We start from the raw sequence: 22,786 nt of genomic DNA, 5'->3' as shown, positions 1-22,786 counted from the left end.
TAATTTTCGGGAAACGCCATGGATGACGCACAACGCCGCTGGGATACGCAGCAAACCAACCGCAACGCCCGCATCCAGCGGGCCAGGACGGCGCTGGGGACTGACCTGCAGGGCAAGATCGTGGGAGCGAAGCGCATTGTCGACCTGCTGCACGCCGTGCTCGAATGCGGCGACCGGGTCTGCCTGGAAGGGAACAACCAGAAGCAGGCCGATTTCCTCGGCAAGGCGTTGACAAACGTAGACCCGGCCCGCATCAACAACCTGCACATGCTGCTCTCGGTGCTGTCGCTGCCCGAGCACCTGGACGTGTTCGAGAAGGGCATCGGCGCGCGCCTGGACTTCTCCTTCTCGGGGCCTCAGGCCGGCCGCCTGGCCAAGCTGGCCCAGGCGGGCAAGCTGAACATCGGGGCGATCCACACCTACCTCGAACTGTTCGGCCGCTACTTCGTCGACCTGACCCCGCGCGTGGCCCTGGTGGCCGCCGAGATGGCGGACCGCGAGGGCAACCTGTACACCGGTCCGAACACCGAGGACACCCCGGCCATCGTCGAGGCCACGGCCTTCAAGAGCGGCATCGTGATCGTCCAGGTCAACCAGGTGGTCGACAAGCTGCCGCGCGTCGACATCCCGGCCGACTGGGTCGAGTTCGTGGTGCAGTCGCCCACGCCTTACTACATCGAGCCGCTGTTCACGCGCGACCCGGCCCAGATCTCCGAGATCCAGGTCTTGATGGCGATGATGGCCATCAAGGGCATCTATGCGGAGTACGAGGTCGACCGCCTGAACCACGGCATCGGCTTCGACACCGCCGCCATCGAGCTGCTGCTGCCGACCTATGCGGCCGAGCTGGGGCTGAAGGGCAAGATCGCCCGCCACTGGGCCCTGAACCCGCACCCGGCCCTGATTCCCGCCATCGAGGCGGGTTTCGTGGAGTCGGTGCATTCCTTCGGCTCGGAACTGGGCATGGAGAACTACATCCGCGCCCGGCCCGACGTCTTCTTCGTGGGGCCGGACGGCTCGATGCGCAGCAACCGCGCCTTCTCGCAGGCGGCCGGGCACTACGCCTGCGACATGTTCATCGGCTCGACCCTGCAGATCGACTTGCAGGGCAATTCCTCGACCGCCACCCTGGGCCGCATTTCCGGCTTCGGCGGCGCGCCCAACATGGGCGCCGACGCGCGCGGCCGGCGCCATCCGAGCGCGGCCTGGCTGAAGGCGGGCCAGCAGGCGCGGGATGGGCGGCATGCGGGGCGCAACACGATCCCGCGCGGCCAGAAGCTGGTGGTGCAGATGGTCGAGACCTTCCGCGAGCACATGGCCCCGGCCTTCGTGGAAACGCTGGACGCCTGGCAGCTGGCCGAGCAGACCGGCATGGCGATCCCGCCGGTGATGATCTACGGCGACGACGTCACCCACATCCTGACCGAGGAAGGCATCGCCAACCTGCTGCTGTGCCGCAGCGACGAAGAGCGCGAGCAGGCGATCCGCGGCGTGGCGGGCTACACGCCGGTGGGCATGGGGCGCGACAAGCGCATGGTCGAGAACCTGCGCGACCGGGGCGTGATCCGGCGCGCGGAAGACCTGGGCATCGACAAGCGCATGGCCACGCGCGACCTGCTGGCCGCCAAGAACATGAAAGGCCTGGTGCGCGCCTCCGGCGGGCTGTACGATCCACCGAAGCGCTTCAGGAACTGGTGAGGAAACGACATGGAAACACTGAACTACCGCTTCGAGCAAGGCACGCGCCCGCTGGGCACGATCCCGCAACTGGTGGGCGTGGTCAGCTCCGGCAACCTGGAAGTGCTGATCGAACCGGCACATCTCAATGGCGCCTGCGAGATCGAAGTGCGCACCGCGGCCGTCGGCTTCGGCGCCACCTGGCAGGCGGTCATGGCCGACTTCCATGCGCGCTGGGGCCTGGCCGACGCGCGCATCTGCGTCAACGACATGGGCGCCACCCCGGCGGTGGTCAGCCTGCGCCTGGACCAGGCGGTCGAGTCGGCAACCGGAGGCCAGCCATGAGCAGCTACCTGGAACTGAGCGCGCGCCAGCGCATCCCGGCGATCTTCGACACGGGCAGCTTCGAGGAGTTCCTGCCGCCCGCGGCGCGCGTCACCAGTCCCCACCTGTCCCAGCTGAACGCCCCGGTGTCCTTCGACGACGGCGTGGTGGTCGGCCGGGGAAAATTGGGCGGCCAGACGGTGTTCGGCGCGGCCCAGGAGGGCGGCTTCATGGGCGGCGCGGTGGGCGAAGTCCACGGGGCCAAGCTGGTGGGCATGCTGCGCCGCGCGATCGACGAGGGGGCGCATGCGGTCGTGCTGCTGCTCGAATCGGGAGGCGTGCGCCTGCACGAGGCGAACGCCGGCCTGATCGCGGTGTCGGAGGTCATGCGCGCCATCCTCGACGTGCGCGCCGCCGGCATCCCGGTCGTCAGCCTGGTGGGCGGATCGAACGGCTGCTTCGGCGGCATGGGCATCGCCGCGCGCTGCGCGAACGCCGTCGTCATGTCGGAAGAAGCGCGGCTGGCCATGTCCGGCCCCGAGGTGATCGAGACCGCCAACGGGGTCGAGGAATTCGACGCCCGCGACCGCGCCCTGGTGTGGCGCACCACCGGCGGCAAGCACCGCTACCTGATGGGCGATTGCCAGGCCCTGGTGCCGGACGACACGGAATCCTTCCGCAAGGCCGCGCTCGAAGCCATCGCCCGGGTGCGCGGGGGCGGCGCCGAGCTGACGCTCGAGGAGCTGCTGGCCGAGCAGGACATGCTGGCGCGCCGCATCCAGGATACGGAAGGGCTGCGCGAGCCGATGGACGTCTGGAAGCAGCTCGGCATCCCCGACCCGGCCGCCGTGCCGGTGCTGGAGGCCGACGCTTTCCTCGAGCTGGCGGCGCGCCACCGCGCCACGCCGAACATGGGAGAACGATAATGGATTGGCATACCCTGGCGGCCCGGCTGTTCCCGGCCGGGCACGATATCGTCGAGCGCGACAACTTCCTGTCCGGCTGCGCCCAGGTGGACGGGCAAACCGTGGACGTGATCGGCACCACCGAACACGCGCCGATCGGCATCGAGATCGCGCTGGCCCAGGCCAAGGCGGTGCTGCGCACGGTGCAGTCGCATCCTGGCCGGGCCATCGTGATCCTGATCGACACGCAAGGCCAGCGCCTGCGCCACCGCGACGAGATGTTGGGCATCAACAGCTACATGGCCCATTTGGGCAAGTGCGTCGACCTGGCGCGGCGCAAGGGCCACCACGTGGTGGGGCTGGTGTACGACCAGGCCTTGTCGGGCGGCTTCATCACCAGCGGCCTGATCGCCAACGCCTGCTACGCGCTGCCGGAAGCCCTGATCCGCGTCATGGGCCTGCCCGCGATGGCGCGCATTACCAAGGTGCCCGAGGAACGCCTGACCGAACTGGCCAAGGACAACCCGGTGTTCGCGCCCGGCGCCCACAACTACCTGCGCATGGGCGGCCTGCACGCCCTGTGGGAAGGCGACCTGGCCGGCGCGCTGGCCGCCGCCCTCAAGGAAAGCGGCGACCGGGACCGCCGTATGGAACTGGGCCGCGAGCGGGGAGGGCGTTTGCTGGCCCAGCCGGTGGCGGAAGCGGTGCGCCGGGGCGGCGATGTTCTCCCGGCATGACCTGGTCTGGCTGAGCGCGCGCGGCTGGGAGCAGGTCCTGGCCGCGCTCCCGCACGAACAGGTGGGGGCGCTCGACGCCTGGTCGCGCGCCGGCTGGCCGGCGGTGGTGCGGCGCGATGAAGTAACACAGGGGCCCGACCGGCTGGCGGTGGGCTTCGCGCTGCCGCCGCGGCCGGCCGACGGGATCAAGGTGAGGGTGGCCGCCCGGGTGGCCATCGCCGACGTGGAGCGCCACGCGGCCCCGCTGCCCCTGCTGGCGGCGATGGACACCGTGCCCGAGCGCTGGCGCGCGGGACTGGCGGCGCTGGAGCAGGAAGCGACCGCCCACGGCTTCGTGCTCGGCGCCTATGGCTCGGTCGCGCTGCAGGCGATCACCGGCCAAGCCTACCTGAAGGAGAGCTCGGACATCGACCTCCTGCTCCGCCCCTTGAACGAGGCACACCTGCGCGACGGACTCGCCTTGCTCGCCAGGCATGCCGGCGTGCTGCCCCTGGATGGCGAGATTGTCTTTCCCGACGGCCGCGCGGTAGCATGGAAGGAGCTGCACGCAGTCATGCATGGCGCGACTGGTGCGAGGGTGCTGGCCAAGGCCATGGACCGCATTTCGCTCGCCCCGCTCGGCGGGCTGCTGGCAAGCCTGGAGGAAGCGGCATGCTTGAACTGATCGTCGCCCGTGCCGACACGCGAACCGCACCCGGGTTCGCCGGCCGCGTCGCGCGCCTCGCCGTGCGCAGCCTGTACGCCGAACTCGCCCTGTACCCGAAGCCGGGCCTGGTCTCGCTGGTCGACAACGGCAGCCACCAGGACATGAATGCGGAAACCTTCCTGCGCAGCCTGTTCGCGCTGCGCCGCTACTTCCGCGACATCTGCGAAGCCGGCATGGAGGGCGCGCCTTTCCAGGAGCTCAAGCGCCTGGGGATCGGGGCCGAGCAGCGCATGCTGCGCGCGACCCGCGGCGTCAACACCCACCGCGGCGCCATCTTCTGCGTGGGCCTGCTGTGCGCCGCCATCGGCCGCTGCCATGCCCAGGGCACGCCCCTGGCGCCGGCGGCGATCCGGTCGGCGCTGCTGGAGCGCTGGGGCCAGGCCTTGAGCGCCCATACGGCCGACGGCAGCGTGGCCTCGCACGGCACCAGGGCGGTGCTGCGCTATGCCGCCAGCGGCGCGCGCGAGGAAGCGGCGCGCGGCCTGCCTTCCGTGTTCGAGACCGGTCTTCCCGCCTTGCGCCGCACCCTGGCGGGCGGCCGCGGCATGCGTCTGGCGCGGGTCGACGCGCTGTTCGCGCTGATGGCGCAGGTCAGCGACACCAATGTGTATCACCGCGGCGGCCTCGAAGGCGCGGCCACCGTCCGGCGCCATGCGCGCGCCTTCGTGGCACGCGGCGGCACGGGGGCGCGCGACTGGATGGCGACGGCGCTGGACAGCCACCGCCACTTCGTCGCACGGCGCCTGTCGCCGGGCGGCGCGGCCGACCTGCTGGCCGCCGTCTGCCTGGTGCACGCGGCCTGCGGGGGCGAGCTCTAACATGGCCGCGCGGCTCATCTTGCTATGCCCGGGGCAGGGCGCCCAGTCGCCCGCCATGTTCGACATGGCGCGCAGCGATCCGCAGGCCGGCGCGCTGCTGGACGGCTGGCTGGCCGACGCGGGCCTCGCGGACGGGCTGTTCGGCCCCGCGCTGTTCAGCAACCGCGTCGCCCAGCCGGCCATCGTGGCGGCGACGCTCGCCACCTGGACCGCGCTGGGAGAGCTGACCCCGAGGCCGGCGCTGGTCGCCGGCTACAGCATCGGCGAACTGGCCGCGCATGGCGTGTCGGGCGCGCTGGACCCGGGCGCCGCCGTCCGGCTGGCGGGCGAGCGCGCACGCCTGATGGACGCCTGCCGCGCCGAGGGCCCGCCCCAGGCCATGGTGGCGCTGTCGGGCCTGACCGTGAGCCATGCCGAGGACATCCTCCAGCCTTTCGGTTTCCATCTAGCCATCGTCACCGGGGAGGACAGTTTCGTGGCCGGCGGCCCGGCCGACCGGCGCGAGGCGCTCGCGACCCGCGCCATCGCCTCGGGCGCGCATGCCACCATGCTGCCGGTCGAAATCGCCTCGCATACGCCCTTCATGGGCGCGGCCGTGGCGCCTTTCGAGGCGCTGCTGCGCGGCCAGGACTGGCGGATGCCGGACATCCCGGTGCTGTCCGGGATCACGGCCGAGCAGATCGACAGGGCGGACATCGCTATTACGCACCTGGCGCGCCAGCTGGCGCAACCGATCCGTTGGAAGGACTGCATGGACGCCTGCGCCGAGTTCGGCGTCACGGTGGCGCTGGAGCTGGGCCCGGGTGCGGCCCTGTCGCGCATGTTGCAGACGCGCCACCCGCACATCGCCTGTCGCTCGGTATCGGAATTCCGTTCCCTGGACGGCGTCCGCTCCTGGCTGAATCGCCAAGTCGACTAACATTCACGGGAGTGATATCTGATATTGCCACTCGGAATTGGAAATTCCGGGAGAACGCCTATATAACGGTAGCATCGTCGTCATAGGCGGTGCCGCCCGGCGGCAGCGCAATCAAGGAGTCGCACGTGAACAAGTTCATTTTCGCAATCAAAGCCACGCTGATGGCCGCCGCCCGCGCGCGCGCCAAGCAGATCATGCTGAAGCAGGAGCAGGTTTCCCAGCCGTGGAAAGAAGTCTATAGCTCGAATGCCGGGGGCTGGAAGTAATAGCGCCTTAGTCGCAGTCGAAATAACGGGCCCGTCATCGTACGGGCCCGTTTTTTTATTCCATTCGTCCCCGGAAGGGAGTGCGCTCGCTCAGCTCATCCAGGTAGTCGTCGATGCCTCCCGCCTCGCGCTCCAGGAAGCGCTGCACCGCATCGGCGAAGGACGGGTGGGCCAGCCAATGGGCCGACCAGGTCTTGACCGGTAAAAAACCGCGCGCCATCTTGTGCTCGCCCTGGGCGCCGCCCTCGAACACGGCGATCTTCCGCTCGATGCAGAATTCCAGCGGCTGGTAATAGGACGCCTCGAAGTGCAGGCAGGGGACGTGCTCCAGCTCGCCCCAGTAGCGCCCGTACAGTGTCGTCTCGTCATGGATCACCAGCGAGGCCGCCACCGGCTGCCCCGCGCGCTCCGCGATCACGAGCAGGATATTGTCCGGCATCGTGGCGCCGATGCGGCGGAAGAAGTCCAGGTTCAGGTAGGGCGTCGAGAAATGCGCCCGGTAGGTGTTGCGGTAGCAGCGGTTGAACAGCACCCAGTCCGCGTCCACGGCATCGCGTCCGCGCACCCGGCGCAGGCTGATCCCCGCCTCGCGCACCTTGCGCCGCTCGGCGCGGATGTTCTTGCGCTTCTTGTGCTCGAGCGTGGACAGGAAGTCCTCGAAGCTGGCATAACCCCCGTTCAGCCAGTGAAACTGCACGCCGCTGCGCAGCATGAATCCGGCCGCCTCCAGCTGGCGCGCCTGGTCCTCGGGCGGAAACAGCACATGGGTAGAGGACACTTCGCTCGCTCCCTGGGTGGCCTTGAGCACCTCGACCAGGGCCGCGCGGGCGCTTGCATCGCGCGCCAGCAGGCGCGGGCCGCTCACCGGCGTGAAGGGAATCGCGCTCAGGAGCTTGGGATAGTAGTCCAGTCCATGGCGCCCGTAGGCCTCGGCCCAGGCCCAGTCGAACACGTACTCGCCGTAGGAATGGCCCTTGACGTAGAGGGGAAGGGCGGCCGCCAGCACTTCTCCCCCGTCCTTGCCCCCGTCCTTGCCCTCGTAGAGCACGATGTACTGGGGCTGCCAGCCGGTCTCGGGCGAGGCGCTGCCCGACTCGTGCAAGGCATGCAGGAAGGCATAGGACAGGAAGGGACTGGCCCCGTCCTGCGCTTGCACCAGGGCGTCCCAGGACGCCTGCTTGACCTCGGACAGAGAAGAAACGATATGCGTGCGATAATTCAAAGTGCTTCCCAAAATGACATCGATGTAAAGAAGAAGTGAGCGGCCGGCGCCCGGAGACTCCCGGTCAAGCGCGCTCGTTGCAATGCGAAAGACTCACCCATGAACACGCCATTCTTCAACCTCTATTCGCACCACTTTGCCCGCGTCGCGGTGGCCATTCCGCGCTGCCGCATCGCCGATCCCGCCTACAACGTCGAGCAGACCATCGCCCTGGCGCGCCAGGCGGCGGAACAGGGCGCGGCCCTGGTCGCCTTCCCGGAGCTGGGCCTGTCGGCCTACAGCTGCGACGACCTGTTCCACCAGCGGGCCTTGCTCGACGCCTGCCTGGACGGCCTGGCCGAGATCGTCGAGGCGTCCCGCGGCATGCCGCTGGCCCTGGTCGTCGGCTTGCCGCTGCGGGTCAACCACATGCTCTTCAATTGCGCCGCCGTGGTCGCGAACGGCCGCGTGCTGGGCGTGGTGCCCAAGAGCTTCCTGCCTAATTATGGCGAGTTTTACGAATCCCGGCAGTTCACGCCCGCGGATTGCGCGGCGGTCGACCAGATCGAGCTGTTCGGCGAGATCGTGCCCTTCGGTCCCAATCAGCTGTTCGAGGTCGAGAACCTGCCGCTGCTGCGCTTCCACGTCGAGATCTGCGAGGACGTCTGGGTGCCGGTGCCGCCGTCTTCCTTCGCCGCCATGGCGGGGGCCACGGTGCTGGTCAACCTGTCGGCCTCGAACGTCGTGGTGGGAAAAAGCGGCTACCGCCACCAGCTGGTGTCCCAGCAGTCGGCGCGCTGCCTGGCTGCCTACCTGTACACCTCGGCCGGGCGCGGCGAGTCGACCACCGACATGGCCTGGGACGGCCAGTCGCTGATCTACGAAAAGGGCGACCTGCTGGCCGAGTCGGAACGCTTCAGCGACGACTCGCACATCATCTTCGCCGACGTCGACCTGGAACGCCTGTCGAACGAGCGCATGCACGCCACCACCTTCGCGCAGTCGGTGCGCCGCCATGCCGGCGAAGTGTCCGCTTTCCGCGTGATCCGCTTCACCCTCGAGCTGCCGCTGCAGGGCGTCCTGCCTTTGAACCGCAACGTCGAGCGCTTCCCCTATGTGCCGGCCGACCAGGCGCGCCGCGACGAGCGCTGCACCGAGGTCTACAACATCCAGGTGCAGGCCCTGATCCAGCGTTTGTCGTCCAGCGGCATCAAGAAGGTGGTGATCGGCGTCTCGGGCGGCCTGGACTCGACCCATGCGCTGCTGGTCTGCGCCAGGACCATGGACCGCCTCGGACTGCCGCGCACGAACATCCTGGCCTATACCATGCCCGGCTTCGCCACCAGCGAGCGCACCCTGAAGCAGGCGCGCGACCTGATGCAGGCGGTGGGCTGCAGCGCCCAGGAGATCGACATCCGCCCGAGCTGCATCCAGATGCTCAAGGACCTCGGCCACCCGTATGTCGAAGGCAAGGCGGAATACGACATCACCTTCGAGAACGTGCAGGCCGGCGAGCGCACCAACCACCTGTTCCGCCTGGCGAACTTCCACAATGCGCTCGTGATCGGCACCGGCGACCTGTCCGAGCTGGCGCTGGGCTGGTGCACCTATGGCGTAGGCGACCACATGTCGCACTACAACGTCAACGCCAGCGTGCCCAAGACCCTGATCTCCTACCTGGTGCGCTGGGTGGCCGAGACCGGCGCCGTGGTCGATGGCGGCAAGGACGTGCTGCTGAATATCCTGAACACCGAGATCAGCCCCGAGCTGGTGCCCAGCGGCGCGCAAACGGGCGCCAGCGACGCCAAGCCGGCCCAGAGCACCCAGGACGTGATCGGGCCCTACGAGCTGCAGGACTTCAATCTCTATTACATCCTGCGCTTCGGCTTCAAGCCGAGCAAGGTCGCTTTCCTCTCCTACTGCGCCTGGCACAAGCGCGAGCAGGGCAAGTGGCCGGATGCGGACGGCGCGCGCAACGAGTACGAGCTCGCCGCCATCAAGCGCAACCTGTCGATCTTCCTGTACCGCTTCTTCAAGACCAGCCAGTTCAAGCGCTCCTGCGTGCCGAACGGACCGAAGGTCGGCAATGGCGGCTCGCTGTCGCCGCGCGGCGACTGGCGCGCCCCGTCCGACTCCGAGGCGACCGTGTGGCTGGACGACCTGGCGAACATTCCCGACTAACGAGATTTTTATAAGAGGATGACCATGAAACAGATTACCTGCGTGATCAAGCCGTTCAAGCTCGACGAAGTGCGCGAGGCGCTGGCCGACGTCAACGTGACCGGCCTGACGGTGACGGAAGTGAAGGGCTTCGGCCGCCAGAAAGGCCATACCGAGCTGTATCGCGGCGCGGAATATGTGGTGGACTTCCTGCCGAAGGTGAAGATCGAAGTCGTGGTGGACGATGCGATGGCGGAACAGGTGGTCGACGCCATCATCAAGGCCGCGCGCACCGGCAAGATCGGCGACGGCAAGATCTTCGTGCAGAACGTGGAGCAGGTGATCCGGATTCGTACCGGGGAGACGGGCGCGGACGCGGTCTGATCACGCCAGCTTGGGCCCCCGCCTTCGCGGGGGTGACGTAGCAGCGGCGCGCAATGCAGGGTTGGCGGCTCCGCCGCCGACGCGTTCAACGCACGCCGGCCTTAGCGCCCCATCCGCATATCGAAGCGCCAGCTCAGCAAGCGCAGCCCGCTGATGAACAATGCGCTCGACCACAGCGCGAAATCATGCGGCGCATCGTACTTGCGCATCAGGAGGAACAGCCAGTTCCCCAGGAACGCGCAGATCGCATACGGCTTCCCGTCCCGGAACACCATCGGCACCTCGTTGCACACGATATCGCGCAGCACCCCGCCGAAGATCCCCGTGATCACCCCCATCATCGAGGCGATAAAGATCGGCATGCCCGCATCCAGCGCCGCCGACACGCCCGCGATCGAGAACAATCCCAGTCCCACCGCGTCGGCGATGACGATCAGGCGCTCCGACACGATCTGGCGCAGGGTGCGAATCAGCGGCGAGGCCACCAGGGCCAGCACGAAGATCAGGATCGCGTATTCCTGGTGCGTCACCCAGAACAGGGGACGTTTGTCGAGCAGGATGTCGCGCAGGGTGCCGCCGCCGAAGGCGGTGATGAAGGCCACCGTGAACACCCCCACCAGGTCCATGCGCTTGCGCCGCGCTTCGATGAAGCCCGAGAAGGCGCCGACCAGGATCGCCATGATTTCGATGAACTTGATGAGGGTCATGCAGGTATGGTTAGCGGGTGACCTTGTTAGACTATCATGCCCTTTGCCATTCACGTAAGAGGATTCTGTCCGCCACGCCCATGAAGAACGCCATCCTGCTGTCCGCCTGCTTCGTCACCACATCCGCCCTGGCCGCCGCGCCGGCGAGCCTCTCCTTCACCCACGAGGACTGGGAGATCGCCTGCGACAACACCCGCACCTGCCGTGCCGCGGGCTACCAGCAGGACGGCGAGGAGCCTGCCGTGAGCGTGCTCCTGGTCCGCAAGGCGGGTCCTCGCGAGCCGATCGTGGCCAAGGTCCAGCTGGGCAGCTACGATGAGGAGGCGCGGCAGGCCATGCCGGACAAGCTCGCGCTGCGGATCGGCAGCCGCGCGCTGGGTATGGTCGCCCTCGACAAGGACTGGATCGGCCAGCTCTCGCGCCCGCAGGCCGAGGCGCTGGTGACGGCGCTGGCGGGCAGGAGTGTGCTGTCCTGGAGCGGCGCCGGCAAGACCTGGACCTTGTCCGGCAAGGGCGCGGCCGCGGTCCTGCTCAAGATGGACGAGTTCCAGGGACGCCTGGGCACGGCGGGCGCCGCCCTGCGCAAGGGCGGCAAGCCGGAGGAAGGCGTCCTGCCGCCGCTGGCGCCGCCGGTAGTACAGGCGGTCCCGGTGCCGAAGGCGGCGCCGCGCGCCGCCGGCAAGGAAGAGCGGCGCCAGCTGCTGGCCAGCCTGCGCCGGTTCGAGGGAGACGACTGCGGCGACCTCGCGATCGTGGCGTCCGAGGGCCTGGACGTGATGGTGACACCGCTTTCGGGCGGCAAGCAGCTGGTGTCGGCGCGCTGCTGGATGGGCGCCTACAACGTGGGCGAGGGCTACTGGGTGACCAACCCGAAGCCGCCGTACGATCCGGTGCTGGTGACCGCCAGCGGCAGCGACTACGACAAGGGAAGGATCAGCGCCGCGCACAAGGGCCGTGGCCTGGGCGATTGCTGGGGATCGGACGAGTGGGTATGGGACGGCCGCCGTTTCGCGCATACCGCTTCCGCCACCACCGGCATGTGCCGCCTGGTTGCCGCGGGCGGCGCCTGGGAGCTGCCGACCCTGGTCAGCGAAGTACGGGAGTAAGCCTCAGGCGGCCAGCGGCAGGCGCAGGGTGAACACCACCCGCCCATCCTCGTAACGGTAGGCGATCTCGCCCTGGTGCTCGTGCACGATCTGCTGGGCGATGTGCAAGCCCAGGCCCAGGCCCGTGCGGTTGCGGGGATTGTTCAGCGAGGCATGCTTGTAGGGATTGAACAGGTTCGCGACGATGTCTTCCGGGATCGGCGCCGCATGGTTCGATACCTCCAGCACCGCCACGCCGTCCTGGCGGAACAGGCAGGCGCGGATCGGCTGTCCCGGCTCGCCATGGTGGCGCGCATTGCTCAGCAGGTTGGACAGCACCTGGCCGAGGCGGCCCTTGTCGGCGTCCACCAGCGCGCTTTCATCGCACGCGAGCTCGAACACGATGGCCGGATAGGCCAGGCGCGCCTCGTCGATCAGGTCCTTCAGCAGGTCGGACAGGTCGATGCGCTCGGGCGCTATGCCCAGGGCCATGCCGCGGTCGAGCCGGCTCATGTCGAGCACCTGGCCGATCATGCGCTGCATGCGGCTGGTCGAGGACTGGATGCGCTTGCCGAGTCCTTGCTGGTTGTTCCCGCGCTCCAATACCATGCCCGCCATGTTGATCGAATGGAGCGGGTCGCGCAGGTCATGGCCGAGCATGGCCAGCAGCTGGGCGCGGGTGGCCTCGTGCTGGGCGCGGCGCGAGGCGGTCGCGCGCATCAGCTCGGCCAGGGTCAGGCGGGCGTTCGATAGCACGGCCGCCTCCCAGGGATGGGCCTTGCCGCGCACCGTCTCGTACCAGGCGTCGAAGGAGCCGCGCGGGGTCAGGCGGGCGCCCAGCGGACCGACCTGCCCGGTCTTTTCCGGACGGCCGCCCCAGGCCACCTGTTCGATTTCTTCCACGCGCAGCAGCACGCACCAGCCCTGGGCCGCGGGATCGTAGGGCAGGGCGAGCATGCCGACCCACTTGCCCAGCCGTTCGCGCAGCTCCGCCGGCCAGTCGGCCAGCGATGCGCGCGCCACGATGTCGTGCGGCTCCGCCGGCAGCGAGGCGATGACGGCCTCGGCCAGGCCGGGCGACAGGTCGCCATGGCTCACCGTGCGTCCGTCCAGGGCCGCGATCATCGCCTGCGCCTGGGAAGATGCGATCAGCTCCCGGGCGTGATGCGCAAGGCTGTCGAGCGGGTCTTCGTCGAGCAGCAGAGCCTCGACCAGGCGGCTGCGCATGGTGGCGGCCTGCTCGACCAAGGCGGCGTCAAGGCGCGCCTCGATGCTGTGGATGGTCGAGGCGATCACCTGCGCCAGCACGTCGGCCGCCATGCGGATCGCGTAGGGCACGACCTTGCGCGTCATGTGGTGGCAGGCGATCAGGCCCCACAGGCGGCCGTTGATCACGATCGAGACGCTCATCGAGGCCGCCACGCCCATGTTCTTCAGGTATTCCACGTGCACCGGCGACACGCTGCGCAGCACCGCGAAGCTCATGTCGAGCGGCTCCGCGCCCGGCTCGCCCAGCAGGGGGACGGCGTTGTAGTCGACGTCCGCGATCATGCGCAAGGTGTTGAGCATGTACAGGCGGCGCGCCTGGGCCGGGATGTCGGAGGCCGGGTAGCGCTGGTGCAGATAGGGTGTCAGGTCCTCGCGGCGCGCCTCGGCGACCACGTCGCCGCTGTCGTCGGGACGGAAACGGTAGGCCATCACGCGGTCGAAGCCGGTGAACTCGCGCACCTGGCGCACCGCCGCGTCCAGCAGGCCCTCGATGCTCTTCTGGCGGCGCAGGCGGTCGATCGAGCCATGCGCCTTGACGGCGAACAGCACCACTTCCTCGGCCGCCGTCTCGCGCGCCTCGAATTCCACCACGATGCGGCCGTTCGAATAATGCACCACGCAGTCGTAGTCGGCGTCGTCGATCGTCAGCGACGAGACCGTGGGCGCGTTGTCGTCCTCGTCGCGCGGCGCCATGCAGGCCGCGATCAGTTCATGCGCCACCTCGGGCAGGGGCAGCTCGTCGAAGGACAGGCCAAGCCGCGGATCGATGGCGAGCAGGGAAGGGGCGTTCGCGCTCCAGCCTTCCAGGGTGCCGTCCGCGCGGAAGAACAGCAGGGCCCCATGCGGCTGGATCGAGCCGGGAAGGTGGATCGGCTCGTCCGCGCAGGACAGCAGGTCGACCTGCCGCCCGTGCTCCATCGGGACTGCTTGGGTTGCCTTCAATCGACCGTCCTTTCCGGAGTGTGCGGGCAGATGCGGGGGCATATGCACAGGTTCGTGCGCATTCTACCGCCTGGCCAGATTTCCAGGCGCAGATTGCAACATCGTAAGGAGATAATGTTACACGAAACGCAGGGCCATTGTCTGAGCGACAAGGCGGCGTTCAGGCATCGAGGGCGGGGCGCAGCAGGACGATCAGCGCGCCATGGCCGCCGTCGGCGCGGCCGGCCACGCAGAAGGCGACCACTTCGCTCTTCTGGACCAGCCAGCTGTGCACGATGCCGCGCAGCACCGGTTCGCCCTTGGGCGAGCCATAGCCGATGCCATGGATGACGCGTACGCAGCGCACGCCGCGCTTGTTGGCGCGGTGCAGGAAACCGGTGAGGGCGTCGCGCGCCTGGTCGCGGTTCAGGCCATGCAGGTCGAGTTCGTCCTGCACCGGCCAGTGGCGCTTGCGCAGTTTGCGCACCACATCGGGGCCGACCCCGTCCTGGGCGTAGCTGAGGGTGGGGTCCTCGTCCAGCAGGCCGTCGACGTCGAACTGGTCGGACAGCGATTCGCGCAGCACGGCGGCGGTCTCTTCCTCTGGGGTGAGGGGCTTGGCGGGTGCACCCACCTTGTTCGGCGCCACGTACACCGGGCGGTGCACGTAGCGGTTCGATTCGGGCATCTTCTTGACGTCCTGCACCGCGCTGCGGAATTCCACGGCGCGTTCGCGCGCGATCCGCTCCTGCTTCTCGCGCTCGGCCTTCTCGATGGCGCGCAGGCGTTCGTCTTCCTTGAGCTTGTCGCGCAAGCCCTTCAGTTCGGAAAAGTCCTTCATGCCCGCCATCGTGCTACTCCGTCAATATCAGCTTTCCAGCGCTTCCAGGTAGCGCTGGGCGTCGAGCGCGGCCATGCAGCCGGTGCCGGCGCTGGTGATCGCCTGGCGATAGATGTGGTCCTGCACGTCGCCCGCGGCGAACACGCCCGGCACGCTGGTGGCGGTCGCCATGCCCTCGGTACCCGACAGGGTCTTGATGTAGCCGTCCTTCATCTCGAGCTGGCCGTCGAAGATGCCGGTGTTCGGCTTGTGGCCGATCGCCACGAACAGGCCGTGGACGCTCAGGTCCTTGGTGGCGCCGTCGGCCGTCGACTTGATGCGCAGGCCGGTCACGCCGCCTTCGTTGCCCAGGACTTCGTCCAGGGTGTGGTTATATTCCAACACGATTTTGCCTTCTTCGACCTTCTTCAGCAGGCGGTCGACCAGGATCGGTTCAGCGCGGAACTTGTCGCGGCGATGGATCAGGGTGACCTTGTTGGCAATGTTCGACAGATACAGCGCTTCCTCGACCGCGGTGTTGCCGCCGCCGATGACCGCCACTTCCTGGTTGCGGTAGAAGAAACCGTCGCAGGTGGCGCAGGCCGACACGCCCTTGCCCATGAAGGCCTGTTCCGATTCCAGGCCCAGGTACTGGGCCGAGGCGCCGGTGGCGATGATCAAGGCGTCGCAGGTGTACTCGTGCGCGTCGCCCACCAGGCGGATCGGCTTTTCATTCAGGAAGGTCGTATGGATGTGGTCGAACACGATCTCCGTGTTGAAGCGCTCGGCGTGCTGCAGCAGGCGCTGCATCAGTTCCGGGCCCTGCACGCCCATCGGATCGCCCGGCCAGTTTTCCACGTCGGTGGTCGTCATCAGTTGGCCGCCTTGCTCGACGCCGGTCACCAGCATCGGTTTCAGGTTCGCGCGGGCTGCGTAGACGGCAGCGCTGTAGCCGGCGGGACCGGAACCGAGAATCAGGACTTTGGCGTGTTTGGTAGTAGTCATGGCGGCACTTCCTAATATATGGACAGACGGAAATTGGGGGCGGCCGGGGCAGAATCAAGGCCCGGCCAAGGCAGCCGGGATTATAGACGATGATGCACACAAGCATGAATCGTGGTCCAACGCGGCCATATATCCTTTAAAATGGGGGGATCGTCCTTACGAACTCTCTAGCAGCACCCCCAGCATGAGCAAGAATTCACCCGCCGCCACCTCAGGTTATACCCGTACCCAGGGAGCCGCCCGCCAGCCGCTGCCGGGCCGCCTTTCGCGCCTGCTGCACGAGGCGCGCTGGATCGCCGGCGCCGTCGCCTTCCTGTACTTCGTGCTCATTTTGTTAAGTTACAACAAGGCCGACCCGGGCTGGTCGCACGCCAATGTGGTCCCGAAGATCGCCAACCTGGGCGGCCGCGCCGGCGCCTGGCTGTCCGATTTGCTGCTGTTCATCTTCGGTTTCTCGGCCTGGTGGTGGGGCGTGATCTTCCTGCGCCAGGTCTGGCGCGGCTGGCGCCGCCTGACCGACAAGCTCGGCGCGGCGGCAAGCGAGCCGGAGCACCATGGCGAGATGTATGTGCGCTGGACCGGCTTCGGGCTGATGTTCGCCGGCAGCCTGGGCCTGGAATACCTGCGCATGTGGTCCTGGCACGTGGAACTGCCGCGCGCCCCGGGCGGCGTGCTGGGCCAGCTGATCGGCCACTCGGCCCACGTCACCTTCGGCTTCACCGGCGCCACCTTGCTCCTGCTGCTGCTGTTCGGCCTGGGCTTCTCGCTGTTCTTCCAGGTGTCCTGGCTGGCCGTGGCCGAGCGCATCGGCGAAACCGTCGAGCGCGCCGTGGACTGGTTCCGCCTGCGCTACGAAGACCACGAAGACCGCAAGCAGGGCGAAGCCGCGGCCGTCAAGCGCGACGAAGTGGTCGTGCACGAACGCGCCAAGTTCACCGAAAAGCATTCGAACGCGCCGATCGCCGTGGTCAAGGCCGAGCCGAGCTTCGATTCGCTGCCGCCGCCCGCACCGATGCCCGCATCCATGCCGGCTCATGCGCCCGTCGCCGGCCCTGCGCCAGCCGCAGCGCCGCTGCCGAGCGCCCAGGCGGCCGCGCCGAGCATCAAGATCGAGCCGCAGATGGTCAACGTGCCGAAGTCCGAGCGCGCCCACAAGGAAATGCAGACGCCGCTGTTCCACGAGCTGGACGGCGACTCGCCGCTGCCGCCGCTGGCGCTGCTGGACGAAGCGCCGCCGGCCCAGGAAACCGTGGCCGTCGAAACCCTGGAATTCACCAGCCGCCTGATCGAGAAGAAGCTGTCCGACTTCGGCGTCGAAGCCAAGGTCGTGGCCGCCTATCCGGGCCCGGTCGTCACCCGCTACGAGATCGAGCCGGCCACCGGCGTCAAGGGCAGCCAGATCGTCAACCTGGCGCGCGACCTGGCGCGCTCGCTGTCGCTGACCTCGATCCGCGTGGTCGAGACCATCCCCGGCAAGAACTACATGGCGCTCGAGCTGCCAAACCCCAAGCGCCAGATCGTGCGCCTGAGCGAGATCGTCGGCTCCAAGGTGTATGGCGACAGCGCCTCGGCGCTGACCGTCGCGCTGGGCAAGGACATCGCGGGCAAGCCGGTCTGTGCCGACCTGGCCAAGATGCCCCACCTGCTGGTGGCCGGCACCACCGGTTCGGGCAAGTCGGTGGGTATCAACGCCACCATCCTGTCGCTGCTGTACAAGTCCGACCCGGCCGATGTGCGCCTGATCCTGATCGACCCGAAGATGCTGGAAATGTCGGTCTACGAAGGCATTCCGCACCTGCTGGCGCCGGTCGTGACCGACATGCGCCAGGCCGGCCACGCCCTGAACTGGGCCGTGAACGAGATGGAGCGGCGCTACAAGCTCATGTCCAAGCTGGGCGTGCGTAACCTGGCCGGCTACAACGGCAAGATCATGGAAGCCGCCAAGCGCGAGGAGCACATTCCGAATCCGTTCTCGATCATGCCGGACAATCCCGAGCCGCTCGAGAAGCTGCCGACCATCGTCATCATCATCGACGAATTGGCCGACCTGATGATGGTCGTCGGCAAGAAGGTGGAAGAACTGATCGCCCGTATCGCCCAGAAGGCGCGCGCGGCCGGCATCCACCTCATTCTTGCTACGCAGCGGCCGTCGGTCGACGTGATCACCGGCCTGATCAAGGCCAACATCCCGACCCGCATCGCCTTCCAGGTCTCGAGCAAGATCGACTCGCGCACCATTCTCGACCAGATGGGCGCCGAGACCCTGCTGGGCATGGGCGACATGCTGTACATGCCGCCGGGCACCGGCCTGCCGATCCGCGTCCACGGCGCCTTCGTCTCGGACGACGAAGTGCATCGAGTTGTAAAACATCTTCAATCGCTGGGCGAACCGAACTACATTGAGGGCATTCTCGAAGGCGGCACGCTGGAAGAAGGCGGTGCGGCCGACGGGGCGCCGGCGGGCGAGGGCGGCGGCGAGTCGGACGCCATGTACGACCAGGCGGTGCAGGTCGTGCTCAAGAACCGCCGCGCCTCGATCTCGCTGGTGCAGCGCCACCTGCGCATCGGCTACAACCGCGCCGCCCGCCTGCTCGAGCAGATGGAGCAGAGCGGCGTGGTCTCGCCGATGCAGTCGAACGGCAACCGCGACATCCTGGTGCCCGCCACCAGCGCCGAATAGTTCCGCTAACCGTGGGGTTGGCGGCTCCGCCGCCGACGCGTTCAACGCACGTCGGCGGACCCAACAAGAGGAATGCCGATGAAATTCACGCGTCAACGTATCGCACTCTGCGTCGCAGCAGCCACCCTGGCCATCTCCGGCGCCGCCCAGGCCGGCGCCCTGGACCAGTTGAAGGCCTTCGCCTCCGGCACCAAGGCCGCCAAGGGCGAGTTCACCCAGCAGCAGCAAGGCAAGGCCAGGAACGGCAAGGCCGCCCCGGTCTCGAGCGGCAGCTTCGTGTTCGCCCGCCCCGGCAAGTTCATCTGGACCTACCAGAAGCCCTACGAACAGGTGCTGCAGGCCGACGGCGACCAGCTCTACATCTACGACAAGGACCTGAACCAGGTGACGGTCAAGAAGCTGGGCAATGCGCTCGGTTCCTCGCCGGCCGCGATCCTGTTCGGCAGTAACAACCTGGAGCAGAACTTCACCCTGTCCGAAGCGGGCGAGCGCGACGGCGCGGAATGGCTGAACGCGGTGCCCAAGTCCAAGGACACCAGTTTCGAGCAGATCAGCATCGGCCTGAAGGGCGGGGTGCCGGTGGCGATGGAGCTGAAGGACGCCTTCGGCCAGACCTCGGTGCTCAAGTTCACCAGCTTCCAGCGCAACCCGCAGCTGGGGGCGCAGCAGTTCAAGTTCGAGATCCCGCAGGGCGCGGACGTCGTGAAGCAGTAAGACTGTCGAGCGACCGCCAGCCTCTAGACCGTCGTACGCGCCACTGGCGCCTACGACTTCCGGCGAAAGTGAACATTTGCTGTCCAACTTTCTTTTGGCAGCTCACCTTCGCCGGAACGACATTGATGGCAGCGGGGGCATGCACGCCCCCCGGTTCCTGCCCCTGCAGCCAAGCACCCCCATGCGCTACACTACGCGCGTCCCACACCATTCGACAACAATGACCCAGACGCCCGTATCGTCGGTCCGCGCCGGAGACCGCCATGGATGACCTTTTCAAGACCGAACCCTCGCCACCCCTGGCCGAAGCCCTGCGCCCGCGCACCATCGGCGACGTCATCGGCCAAAGCCACCTGCTGGGCGAAGGCAAGCCGCTCAACCTGGTGTTCAAGTCGGGCAAGCCGCATTCGATGATCCTGTGGGGCCCGCCCGGCGTGGGCAAGACCACGCTGGCGCGCCTGACCGCGTATGCATTCGACTGCGAGTTCATCGCGCTCTCCGCCGTGCTCTCGGGCGTGAAGGACATCCGCGCCGCCGTCGAGCAGGCCGAGCACTACCTTCAGCAGGGCAAGCACACCATCCTGTTCATCGACGAGATCCACCGCTTCAACAAGTCGCAGCAGGACGCCTTGCTGCCCTTCGTCGAATCGGGCCTGGTGACCCTGATCGGCGCCACCACCGAGAACCCGTCCTTCGAGGTCAATTCCGCGCTGCTGTCGCGCTCCCAGGTGTACGTGCTGAAGGCCCTGAGCGACAGCGAGATGCGCCAGCTGCTCCAGCGCGCGCAGGAGCGGGTGCTGCAGCACCTGGCTTTCGACGAGGTCGCTATCGATACCCTGGTGGGCTATGCCGACGGCGACGCGCGCCGCTTCCTCAACCTGCTCGAGCAGACCAAGACGGCGGCCGGCACTGCCGGCGTCACCCGCATCACGCGCGAGTTCGTGGAGAACGCGCTGACGCTGAATGCGCGCCGTTTCGACAAGGGCGGCGACAACTTCTTCGACCAGATATCGGCCCTGCACAAGTCGGTGCGCGGCTCGCATCCGGATGCCGCCCTGTACTGGCTGTGCCGCATGCTGGATGGCGGCGCCGATCCCAAGTACCTGTCGCGCCGCATCGTGCGCATGGCCTGGGAAGACATCGGTATCGCCGACCCGCGCGCCATCCAGCTGGCCAACGACGCCGCCGCCACCTTCGAGCGGCTCGGCTCGCCGGAGGGCGAACTGGCGCTGGGCCAGGCGGTGATCTACCTGGCGATGGCGGCCAAGAGCAATGCCGGCTACAACGCCTTCAACGCGGCCATGGCTTTTGTGCGCAAGGACAAGTCGCGCGAGGTGCCGGTCCACCTGCGCAATGCGCCGACCAAGCTGATGAAGGAACTCGGCTACGGCCACGCATACCGCTACGCGCACGACGAGCCGCATGCGTATGCGGCGGGCGAAACCTACCTGCCGGACGGGATGCCGGAACCCGGCTGGTACGCGCCCGTAGCGCGCGGGCTGGAAGCGAAGATCGGCGAAAAACTGGCCTGGCTGCGCAGCCTGGACGACGCGGCGCGCTCGGGCGAAGAGGGCGCCTAGCCCCTGCTGGAGCGCTCCGCCGAGCTCTTCTGCACGCTACCGCGCCCAACATGCCGGCATCGCGCAATCGGAACACGCTCCGTCCGCGCAATCCGCATTCTGCACCATCTTTTTTACGCTTCATCGCAAGTCGATGGTGTCTCCACGGGTCGATCGGTAAAGTTCAACCATACCGAATCACTTTTGACCTGAAGGAGAACACCATGAACATCCGTAAAAACTTCGAAGCCCTGTTCCTCGCCTCCGCCGCCCTGGGCCTGGCCGCCAGCTTCGCCACCGCCAACGAGCGTCCGGTCGAGATCCTGCAATCGACCACGCCCAGCCTGGAAAGCATGAACGTGCAGACCATCGTCGTCAGCGCACCGCGCTTGACCGCTGCCGAGAAAGCCAGCCTGAACGGTTAAACCCGTTGGGCTGGCGGGTAGCCCGGCAAGGACGAACTGCTCCGTTGCCGAAACTCGCAAGGAATCTGGATGATTCTGGCTGTCGGCTTGGTACAATTGTGTTTTCGACATACGCAAGTCCAACCCCGACATGATTGATATCCAACTTCTTCGCAAAGACATCGACACCGCCGCCGCACGCCTGGCGACGCGCAAGTTCCAGCTGGACGTGGCCACCTTCAATGCCATCGAAGCGGAACGCAAGGCGATCCAGACGCGCACCGAGGAACTGCAGGGCAAGCGCAACTCGCTGTCGAAGCAGATCGGGCAGCTCAAGGGCAAAGGCGAAGACACCACGGCCGTGATGGCCGAAGTGGCCGGACTGGGCGACGAGCTCAAGGCCAACGAAGTCGCCCTCGGCGAGGTGCAGGCAAAGATGGCGCGCTTCATGGAAGCGGTGCCCAACCTGCCGCACGAGAGCGCGCCGCAGGGCACGGATGAAGCCGGCAACGTCGAAGTGCGCAAAGTGGGCGCCCCGCGCGCATTCGACTTCGAGGTCAAGGACCACGTCGACATCGGCGAGCGCCTGGGCCTGGACTTCGACACCGCGACCAAGCTGACCGGTTCGCGCTTCTCGATGATGAAGGGCGGCATGGCCCGCCTGCACCGCGCACTGGCCCAGTACATGCTGGACACCCACACCGGCCAGCACGGCTACACCGAGTGCTACACCCCCTATATGGTCAATGCCGACTCGCTGCGCGGCACCGGCCAGCTGCCGAAGTTCGAAGCCGACCTGTTCTCGGTGAAGAAGGGCGGCGCGGAAGGCGAGGGCGAGAACTTCTACCTGATCCCGACCTCGGAAGTGTCGCTGACCAACGTGGTGCGCGACGAGATCGTGCCCCTCGACCAGCTGCCGCTCAAGATGACGGCGCATACCCCGTGCTTCCGCTCGGAGGCGGGCAGCTACGGCCGCGACACCCGCGGCATGATCCGCCAGCACCAGTTCGACAAGGTCGAGATGGTCCAGGTGGTGCATCCGGAGCAGTCCTACGCGGCGCTGGAAGAGATGGTCGGCCAGGCCGAGTTCATCCTGACCTCGCTGGGCCTGCCTTACCGCGTCATGCTGCTGTGCACGGGCGACATGGGCTTCTCGGCCGCCAAGACCTACGACCTGGAAGTGTGGCTGCCGGCGCAGAACACCTACCGCGAGATCTCCTCGCTGTCGAACTGCGAGGCCTTCCAGGCCCGCCGCATGCAGGCGCGCTTCCGCAACGCGGCCGGCAAGCCGGAACTGCTGCACACCCTGAACGGCTCCGGCCTGGCCGTGGGCCGCACCCTGGTGGCCGTGCTCGAGAACTACCAGCAGGCGGACGGCAGCGTGATCATCCCGGACGTGCTGCGTCCCTACATGGGCGGCCTGGAGCGTCTTACTCCCGCTGCTTGAGGGAACGCAAGCAGGGGAAAATGACACCGCCGTGAAATTTTCCCTTCCATTTTCCGGGATAGCCGCTATAATGGCGGT

Annotated in this window: 21 protein-coding genes; 16 read left to right on the top strand and 5 right to left on the bottom strand. The window is 67.4% G+C overall.

Features of this window, described 5'->3' with window-relative positions; translation table 11 throughout:
• The first annotated feature begins 18 nt into the window (after nucleotides 1-18).
• The 8 genes from mdcA (at nucleotide 19) to V7778_RS14150 (ending at nucleotide 6,352) form a co-directional block, all read left to right on the top strand.
• The gene (mdcA, locus tag V7778_RS14185) at nucleotides 19-1,698 is read left to right on the top strand and encodes a malonate decarboxylase subunit alpha (protein ID WP_335556259.1); all 1,680 of its coding nucleotides are present in this window, start codon (nucleotides 19-21) and stop codon (nucleotides 1,696-1,698) included.
• Nucleotides 1,699-1,707: 9 nt separating this feature from the next.
• On the top strand, nucleotides 1,708-2,022 hold the full coding sequence (mdcC, locus tag V7778_RS14180) for a malonate decarboxylase acyl carrier protein (protein WP_335556258.1): 315 nt from the start codon (nucleotides 1,708-1,710) through the stop codon (nucleotides 2,020-2,022).
• Nucleotides 2,019-2,927: a biotin-independent malonate decarboxylase subunit beta gene (locus V7778_RS14175; RefSeq protein ID WP_335556257.1), complete on the top strand. Its 909-nt coding sequence runs from the start codon at nucleotides 2,019-2,021 to the stop codon at nucleotides 2,925-2,927. Before mdcC ends, V7778_RS14175 begins: the two co-directional genes overlap by 4 nt.
• Complete coding sequence (gene mdcE, locus V7778_RS14170; RefSeq protein WP_335556255.1) at nucleotides 2,927-3,643, top strand: biotin-independent malonate decarboxylase subunit gamma; 717 nt, start codon at nucleotides 2,927-2,929, stop codon at nucleotides 3,641-3,643. Before V7778_RS14175 ends, mdcE begins: the two co-directional genes overlap by 1 nt.
• On the top strand, nucleotides 3,627-4,307 hold the full coding sequence (gene mdcG / locus V7778_RS14165) for a malonate decarboxylase holo-[acyl-carrier-protein] synthase (protein WP_335556253.1): 681 nt from the start codon (nucleotides 3,627-3,629) through the stop codon (nucleotides 4,305-4,307). Before mdcE ends, mdcG begins: the two co-directional genes overlap by 17 nt.
• Nucleotides 4,295-5,167, top strand: coding sequence for a triphosphoribosyl-dephospho-CoA synthase MdcB (mdcB, locus tag V7778_RS14160; RefSeq protein WP_335556251.1), 873 nt, complete (start codon nucleotides 4,295-4,297; stop codon nucleotides 5,165-5,167). The genes mdcG and mdcB overlap by 13 nt, the downstream gene beginning before the upstream one ends.
• A 1-nt stretch (nucleotide 5,168) precedes the next feature.
• The gene (locus tag V7778_RS14155) at nucleotides 5,169-6,086 is read left to right on the top strand and encodes an ACP S-malonyltransferase (RefSeq protein WP_335556249.1); all 918 of its coding nucleotides are present in this window, start codon (nucleotides 5,169-5,171) and stop codon (nucleotides 6,084-6,086) included.
• 125 nt (nucleotides 6,087-6,211) lie between these two features.
• Entirely contained in the window at nucleotides 6,212-6,352 is a 141-nt protein-coding gene (locus tag V7778_RS14150) for a hypothetical protein (RefSeq protein WP_335556247.1), read from the top strand.
• A gap of 55 nt (nucleotides 6,353-6,407) precedes the next feature.
• Here V7778_RS14150 and V7778_RS14145 read toward each other — a convergent pair whose 3' ends face one another.
• Nucleotides 6,408-7,574 carry a GNAT family N-acetyltransferase gene (locus tag V7778_RS14145; RefSeq protein ID WP_335556245.1) on the bottom strand — a complete coding sequence of 389 codons (1,167 nt, stop codon included), beginning with the start codon at nucleotides 7,572-7,574 and terminating at the stop codon, nucleotides 6,408-6,410.
• A gap of 99 nt (nucleotides 7,575-7,673) precedes the next feature.
• On the opposite strand from V7778_RS14145, the gene V7778_RS14140 reads away from it, so the two are divergent.
• Together V7778_RS14140 and V7778_RS14135 are read left to right on the top strand one after the other, a co-directional pair.
• Nucleotides 7,674-9,734, top strand: coding sequence for an NAD(+) synthase (locus V7778_RS14140; protein WP_335556243.1), 2,061 nt, complete (start codon nucleotides 7,674-7,676; stop codon nucleotides 9,732-9,734).
• A gap of 24 nt (nucleotides 9,735-9,758) precedes the next feature.
• The gene (locus V7778_RS14135; RefSeq protein ID WP_335556241.1) at nucleotides 9,759-10,097 is read left to right on the top strand and encodes a P-II family nitrogen regulator; all 339 of its coding nucleotides are present in this window, start codon (nucleotides 9,759-9,761) and stop codon (nucleotides 10,095-10,097) included.
• A gap of 101 nt (nucleotides 10,098-10,198) precedes the next feature.
• Here V7778_RS14135 and V7778_RS14130 read toward each other — a convergent pair whose 3' ends face one another.
• On the bottom strand, nucleotides 10,199-10,804 hold the full coding sequence (locus V7778_RS14130; RefSeq protein WP_211520064.1) for a trimeric intracellular cation channel family protein: 606 nt from the start codon (nucleotides 10,802-10,804) through the stop codon (nucleotides 10,199-10,201).
• 80 nt (nucleotides 10,805-10,884) lie between these two features.
• Between V7778_RS14130 and V7778_RS14125 the strand changes: the two genes are divergently transcribed.
• Nucleotides 10,885-11,910 carry a DUF1176 domain-containing protein gene (locus V7778_RS14125; RefSeq protein WP_335556238.1) on the top strand — a complete coding sequence of 342 codons (1,026 nt, stop codon included), beginning with the start codon at nucleotides 10,885-10,887 and terminating at the stop codon, nucleotides 11,908-11,910.
• 3 nt (nucleotides 11,911-11,913) lie between these two features.
• Here V7778_RS14125 and V7778_RS14120 read toward each other — a convergent pair whose 3' ends face one another.
• The 3 genes from V7778_RS14120 to trxB all read right to left on the bottom strand — a co-directional run bounded on the left by V7778_RS14120 (nucleotide 11,914) and on the right by trxB (nucleotide 15,904).
• The gene (locus V7778_RS14120) at nucleotides 11,914-14,100 is read right to left on the bottom strand and encodes an ATP-binding protein (RefSeq protein WP_335556236.1); all 2,187 of its coding nucleotides are present in this window, start codon (nucleotides 14,098-14,100) and stop codon (nucleotides 11,914-11,916) included.
• A 160-nt stretch (nucleotides 14,101-14,260) separates the two neighbouring features.
• A complete protein-coding gene (locus V7778_RS14115) occupies nucleotides 14,261-14,929 on the bottom strand; it encodes a Smr/MutS family protein (protein ID WP_335556235.1) in 669 nt (222 codons plus the stop codon).
• An 18-nt stretch (nucleotides 14,930-14,947) separates the two neighbouring features.
• Complete coding sequence (trxB, locus tag V7778_RS14110) at nucleotides 14,948-15,904, bottom strand: thioredoxin-disulfide reductase (protein WP_335556233.1); 957 nt, start codon at nucleotides 15,902-15,904, stop codon at nucleotides 14,948-14,950.
• Between the two features lie 184 nt (nucleotides 15,905-16,088).
• Here trxB and V7778_RS14105 point away from each other — a divergent pair, with 184 nt between their 5' ends.
• The 5 genes from V7778_RS14105 (at nucleotide 16,089) to serS (ending at nucleotide 22,708) form a co-directional block, all read left to right on the top strand.
• The gene (locus tag V7778_RS14105) at nucleotides 16,089-18,584 is read left to right on the top strand and encodes a DNA translocase FtsK (RefSeq protein WP_335556231.1); all 2,496 of its coding nucleotides are present in this window, start codon (nucleotides 16,089-16,091) and stop codon (nucleotides 18,582-18,584) included.
• Between the two features lie 78 nt (nucleotides 18,585-18,662).
• Complete coding sequence (gene lolA / locus V7778_RS14100) at nucleotides 18,663-19,298, top strand: outer membrane lipoprotein chaperone LolA (protein WP_335556229.1); 636 nt, start codon at nucleotides 18,663-18,665, stop codon at nucleotides 19,296-19,298.
• 263 nt (nucleotides 19,299-19,561) lie between these two features.
• Nucleotides 19,562-20,878: a replication-associated recombination protein A gene (locus V7778_RS14095; protein ID WP_335556227.1), complete on the top strand. Its 1,317-nt coding sequence runs from the start codon at nucleotides 19,562-19,564 to the stop codon at nucleotides 20,876-20,878.
• Nucleotides 20,879-21,081: 203 nt separating this feature from the next.
• Nucleotides 21,082-21,282, top strand: a complete 201-nt coding sequence (locus tag V7778_RS14090) for a hypothetical protein (protein ID WP_335556226.1) — start codon at nucleotides 21,082-21,084, stop codon at nucleotides 21,280-21,282.
• Between the two features lie 130 nt (nucleotides 21,283-21,412).
• Complete coding sequence (gene serS, locus V7778_RS14085; protein ID WP_335556224.1) at nucleotides 21,413-22,708, top strand: serine--tRNA ligase; 1,296 nt, start codon at nucleotides 21,413-21,415, stop codon at nucleotides 22,706-22,708.
• Nucleotides 22,709-22,786: the final 78 nt, after the last annotated feature.

This window comes from Massilia sp. DD77 (assembly GCF_036961685.1).
In the GTDB taxonomy this organism is placed as follows: domain Bacteria; phylum Pseudomonadota; class Gammaproteobacteria; order Burkholderiales; family Burkholderiaceae_D; genus Telluria.
This window is presented reverse-complemented; position numbering and strand designations above follow the sequence as displayed.

Bases quoted from the DNA above. Each gene is read 5' to 3' on its own strand.
- mdcA (WP_335556259.1), top strand. From the start codon at position 19: ATGGATGACGCACAACGCCGCTGGGATACGCAGCAAACCAACCGCAAC.
- mdcC (WP_335556258.1), top strand. From the start codon at position 1,708: ATGGAAACACTGAACTACCGCTTCGAGCAAGGCACGCGCCCGCTGGGC.
- V7778_RS14175 (WP_335556257.1), top strand. From the start codon at position 2,019: ATGAGCAGCTACCTGGAACTGAGCGCGCGCCAGCGCATCCCGGCGATC.
- mdcE (WP_335556255.1), top strand. From the start codon at position 2,927: ATGGATTGGCATACCCTGGCGGCCCGGCTGTTCCCGGCCGGGCACGAT.
- mdcG (WP_335556253.1), top strand. From the start codon at position 3,627: ATGTTCTCCCGGCATGACCTGGTCTGGCTGAGCGCGCGCGGCTGGGAG.
- mdcB (WP_335556251.1), top strand. From the start codon at position 4,295: ATGCTTGAACTGATCGTCGCCCGTGCCGACACGCGAACCGCACCCGGG.
- V7778_RS14155 (WP_335556249.1), top strand. From the start codon at position 5,169: ATGGCCGCGCGGCTCATCTTGCTATGCCCGGGGCAGGGCGCCCAGTCG.
- V7778_RS14140 (WP_335556243.1), top strand. From the start codon at position 7,674: ATGAACACGCCATTCTTCAACCTCTATTCGCACCACTTTGCCCGCGTC.
- V7778_RS14135 (WP_335556241.1), top strand. From the start codon at position 9,759: ATGAAACAGATTACCTGCGTGATCAAGCCGTTCAAGCTCGACGAAGTG.
- V7778_RS14130 (WP_211520064.1), bottom strand. From the start codon at position 10,804: ATGACCCTCATCAAGTTCATCGAAATCATGGCGATCCTGGTCGGCGCC.
- V7778_RS14125 (WP_335556238.1), top strand. From the start codon at position 10,885: ATGAAGAACGCCATCCTGCTGTCCGCCTGCTTCGTCACCACATCCGCC.
- V7778_RS14115 (WP_335556235.1), bottom strand. From the start codon at position 14,929: ATGGCGGGCATGAAGGACTTTTCCGAACTGAAGGGCTTGCGCGACAAG.
- trxB (WP_335556233.1), bottom strand. From the start codon at position 15,904: ATGACTACTACCAAACACGCCAAAGTCCTGATTCTCGGTTCCGGTCCC.
- V7778_RS14105 (WP_335556231.1), top strand. From the start codon at position 16,089: ATGAGCAAGAATTCACCCGCCGCCACCTCAGGTTATACCCGTACCCAG.
- lolA (WP_335556229.1), top strand. From the start codon at position 18,663: ATGAAATTCACGCGTCAACGTATCGCACTCTGCGTCGCAGCAGCCACC.
- V7778_RS14095 (WP_335556227.1), top strand. From the start codon at position 19,562: ATGGATGACCTTTTCAAGACCGAACCCTCGCCACCCCTGGCCGAAGCC.
- V7778_RS14090 (WP_335556226.1), top strand. From the start codon at position 21,082: ATGAACATCCGTAAAAACTTCGAAGCCCTGTTCCTCGCCTCCGCCGCC.
- serS (WP_335556224.1), top strand. From the start codon at position 21,413: ATGATTGATATCCAACTTCTTCGCAAAGACATCGACACCGCCGCCGCA.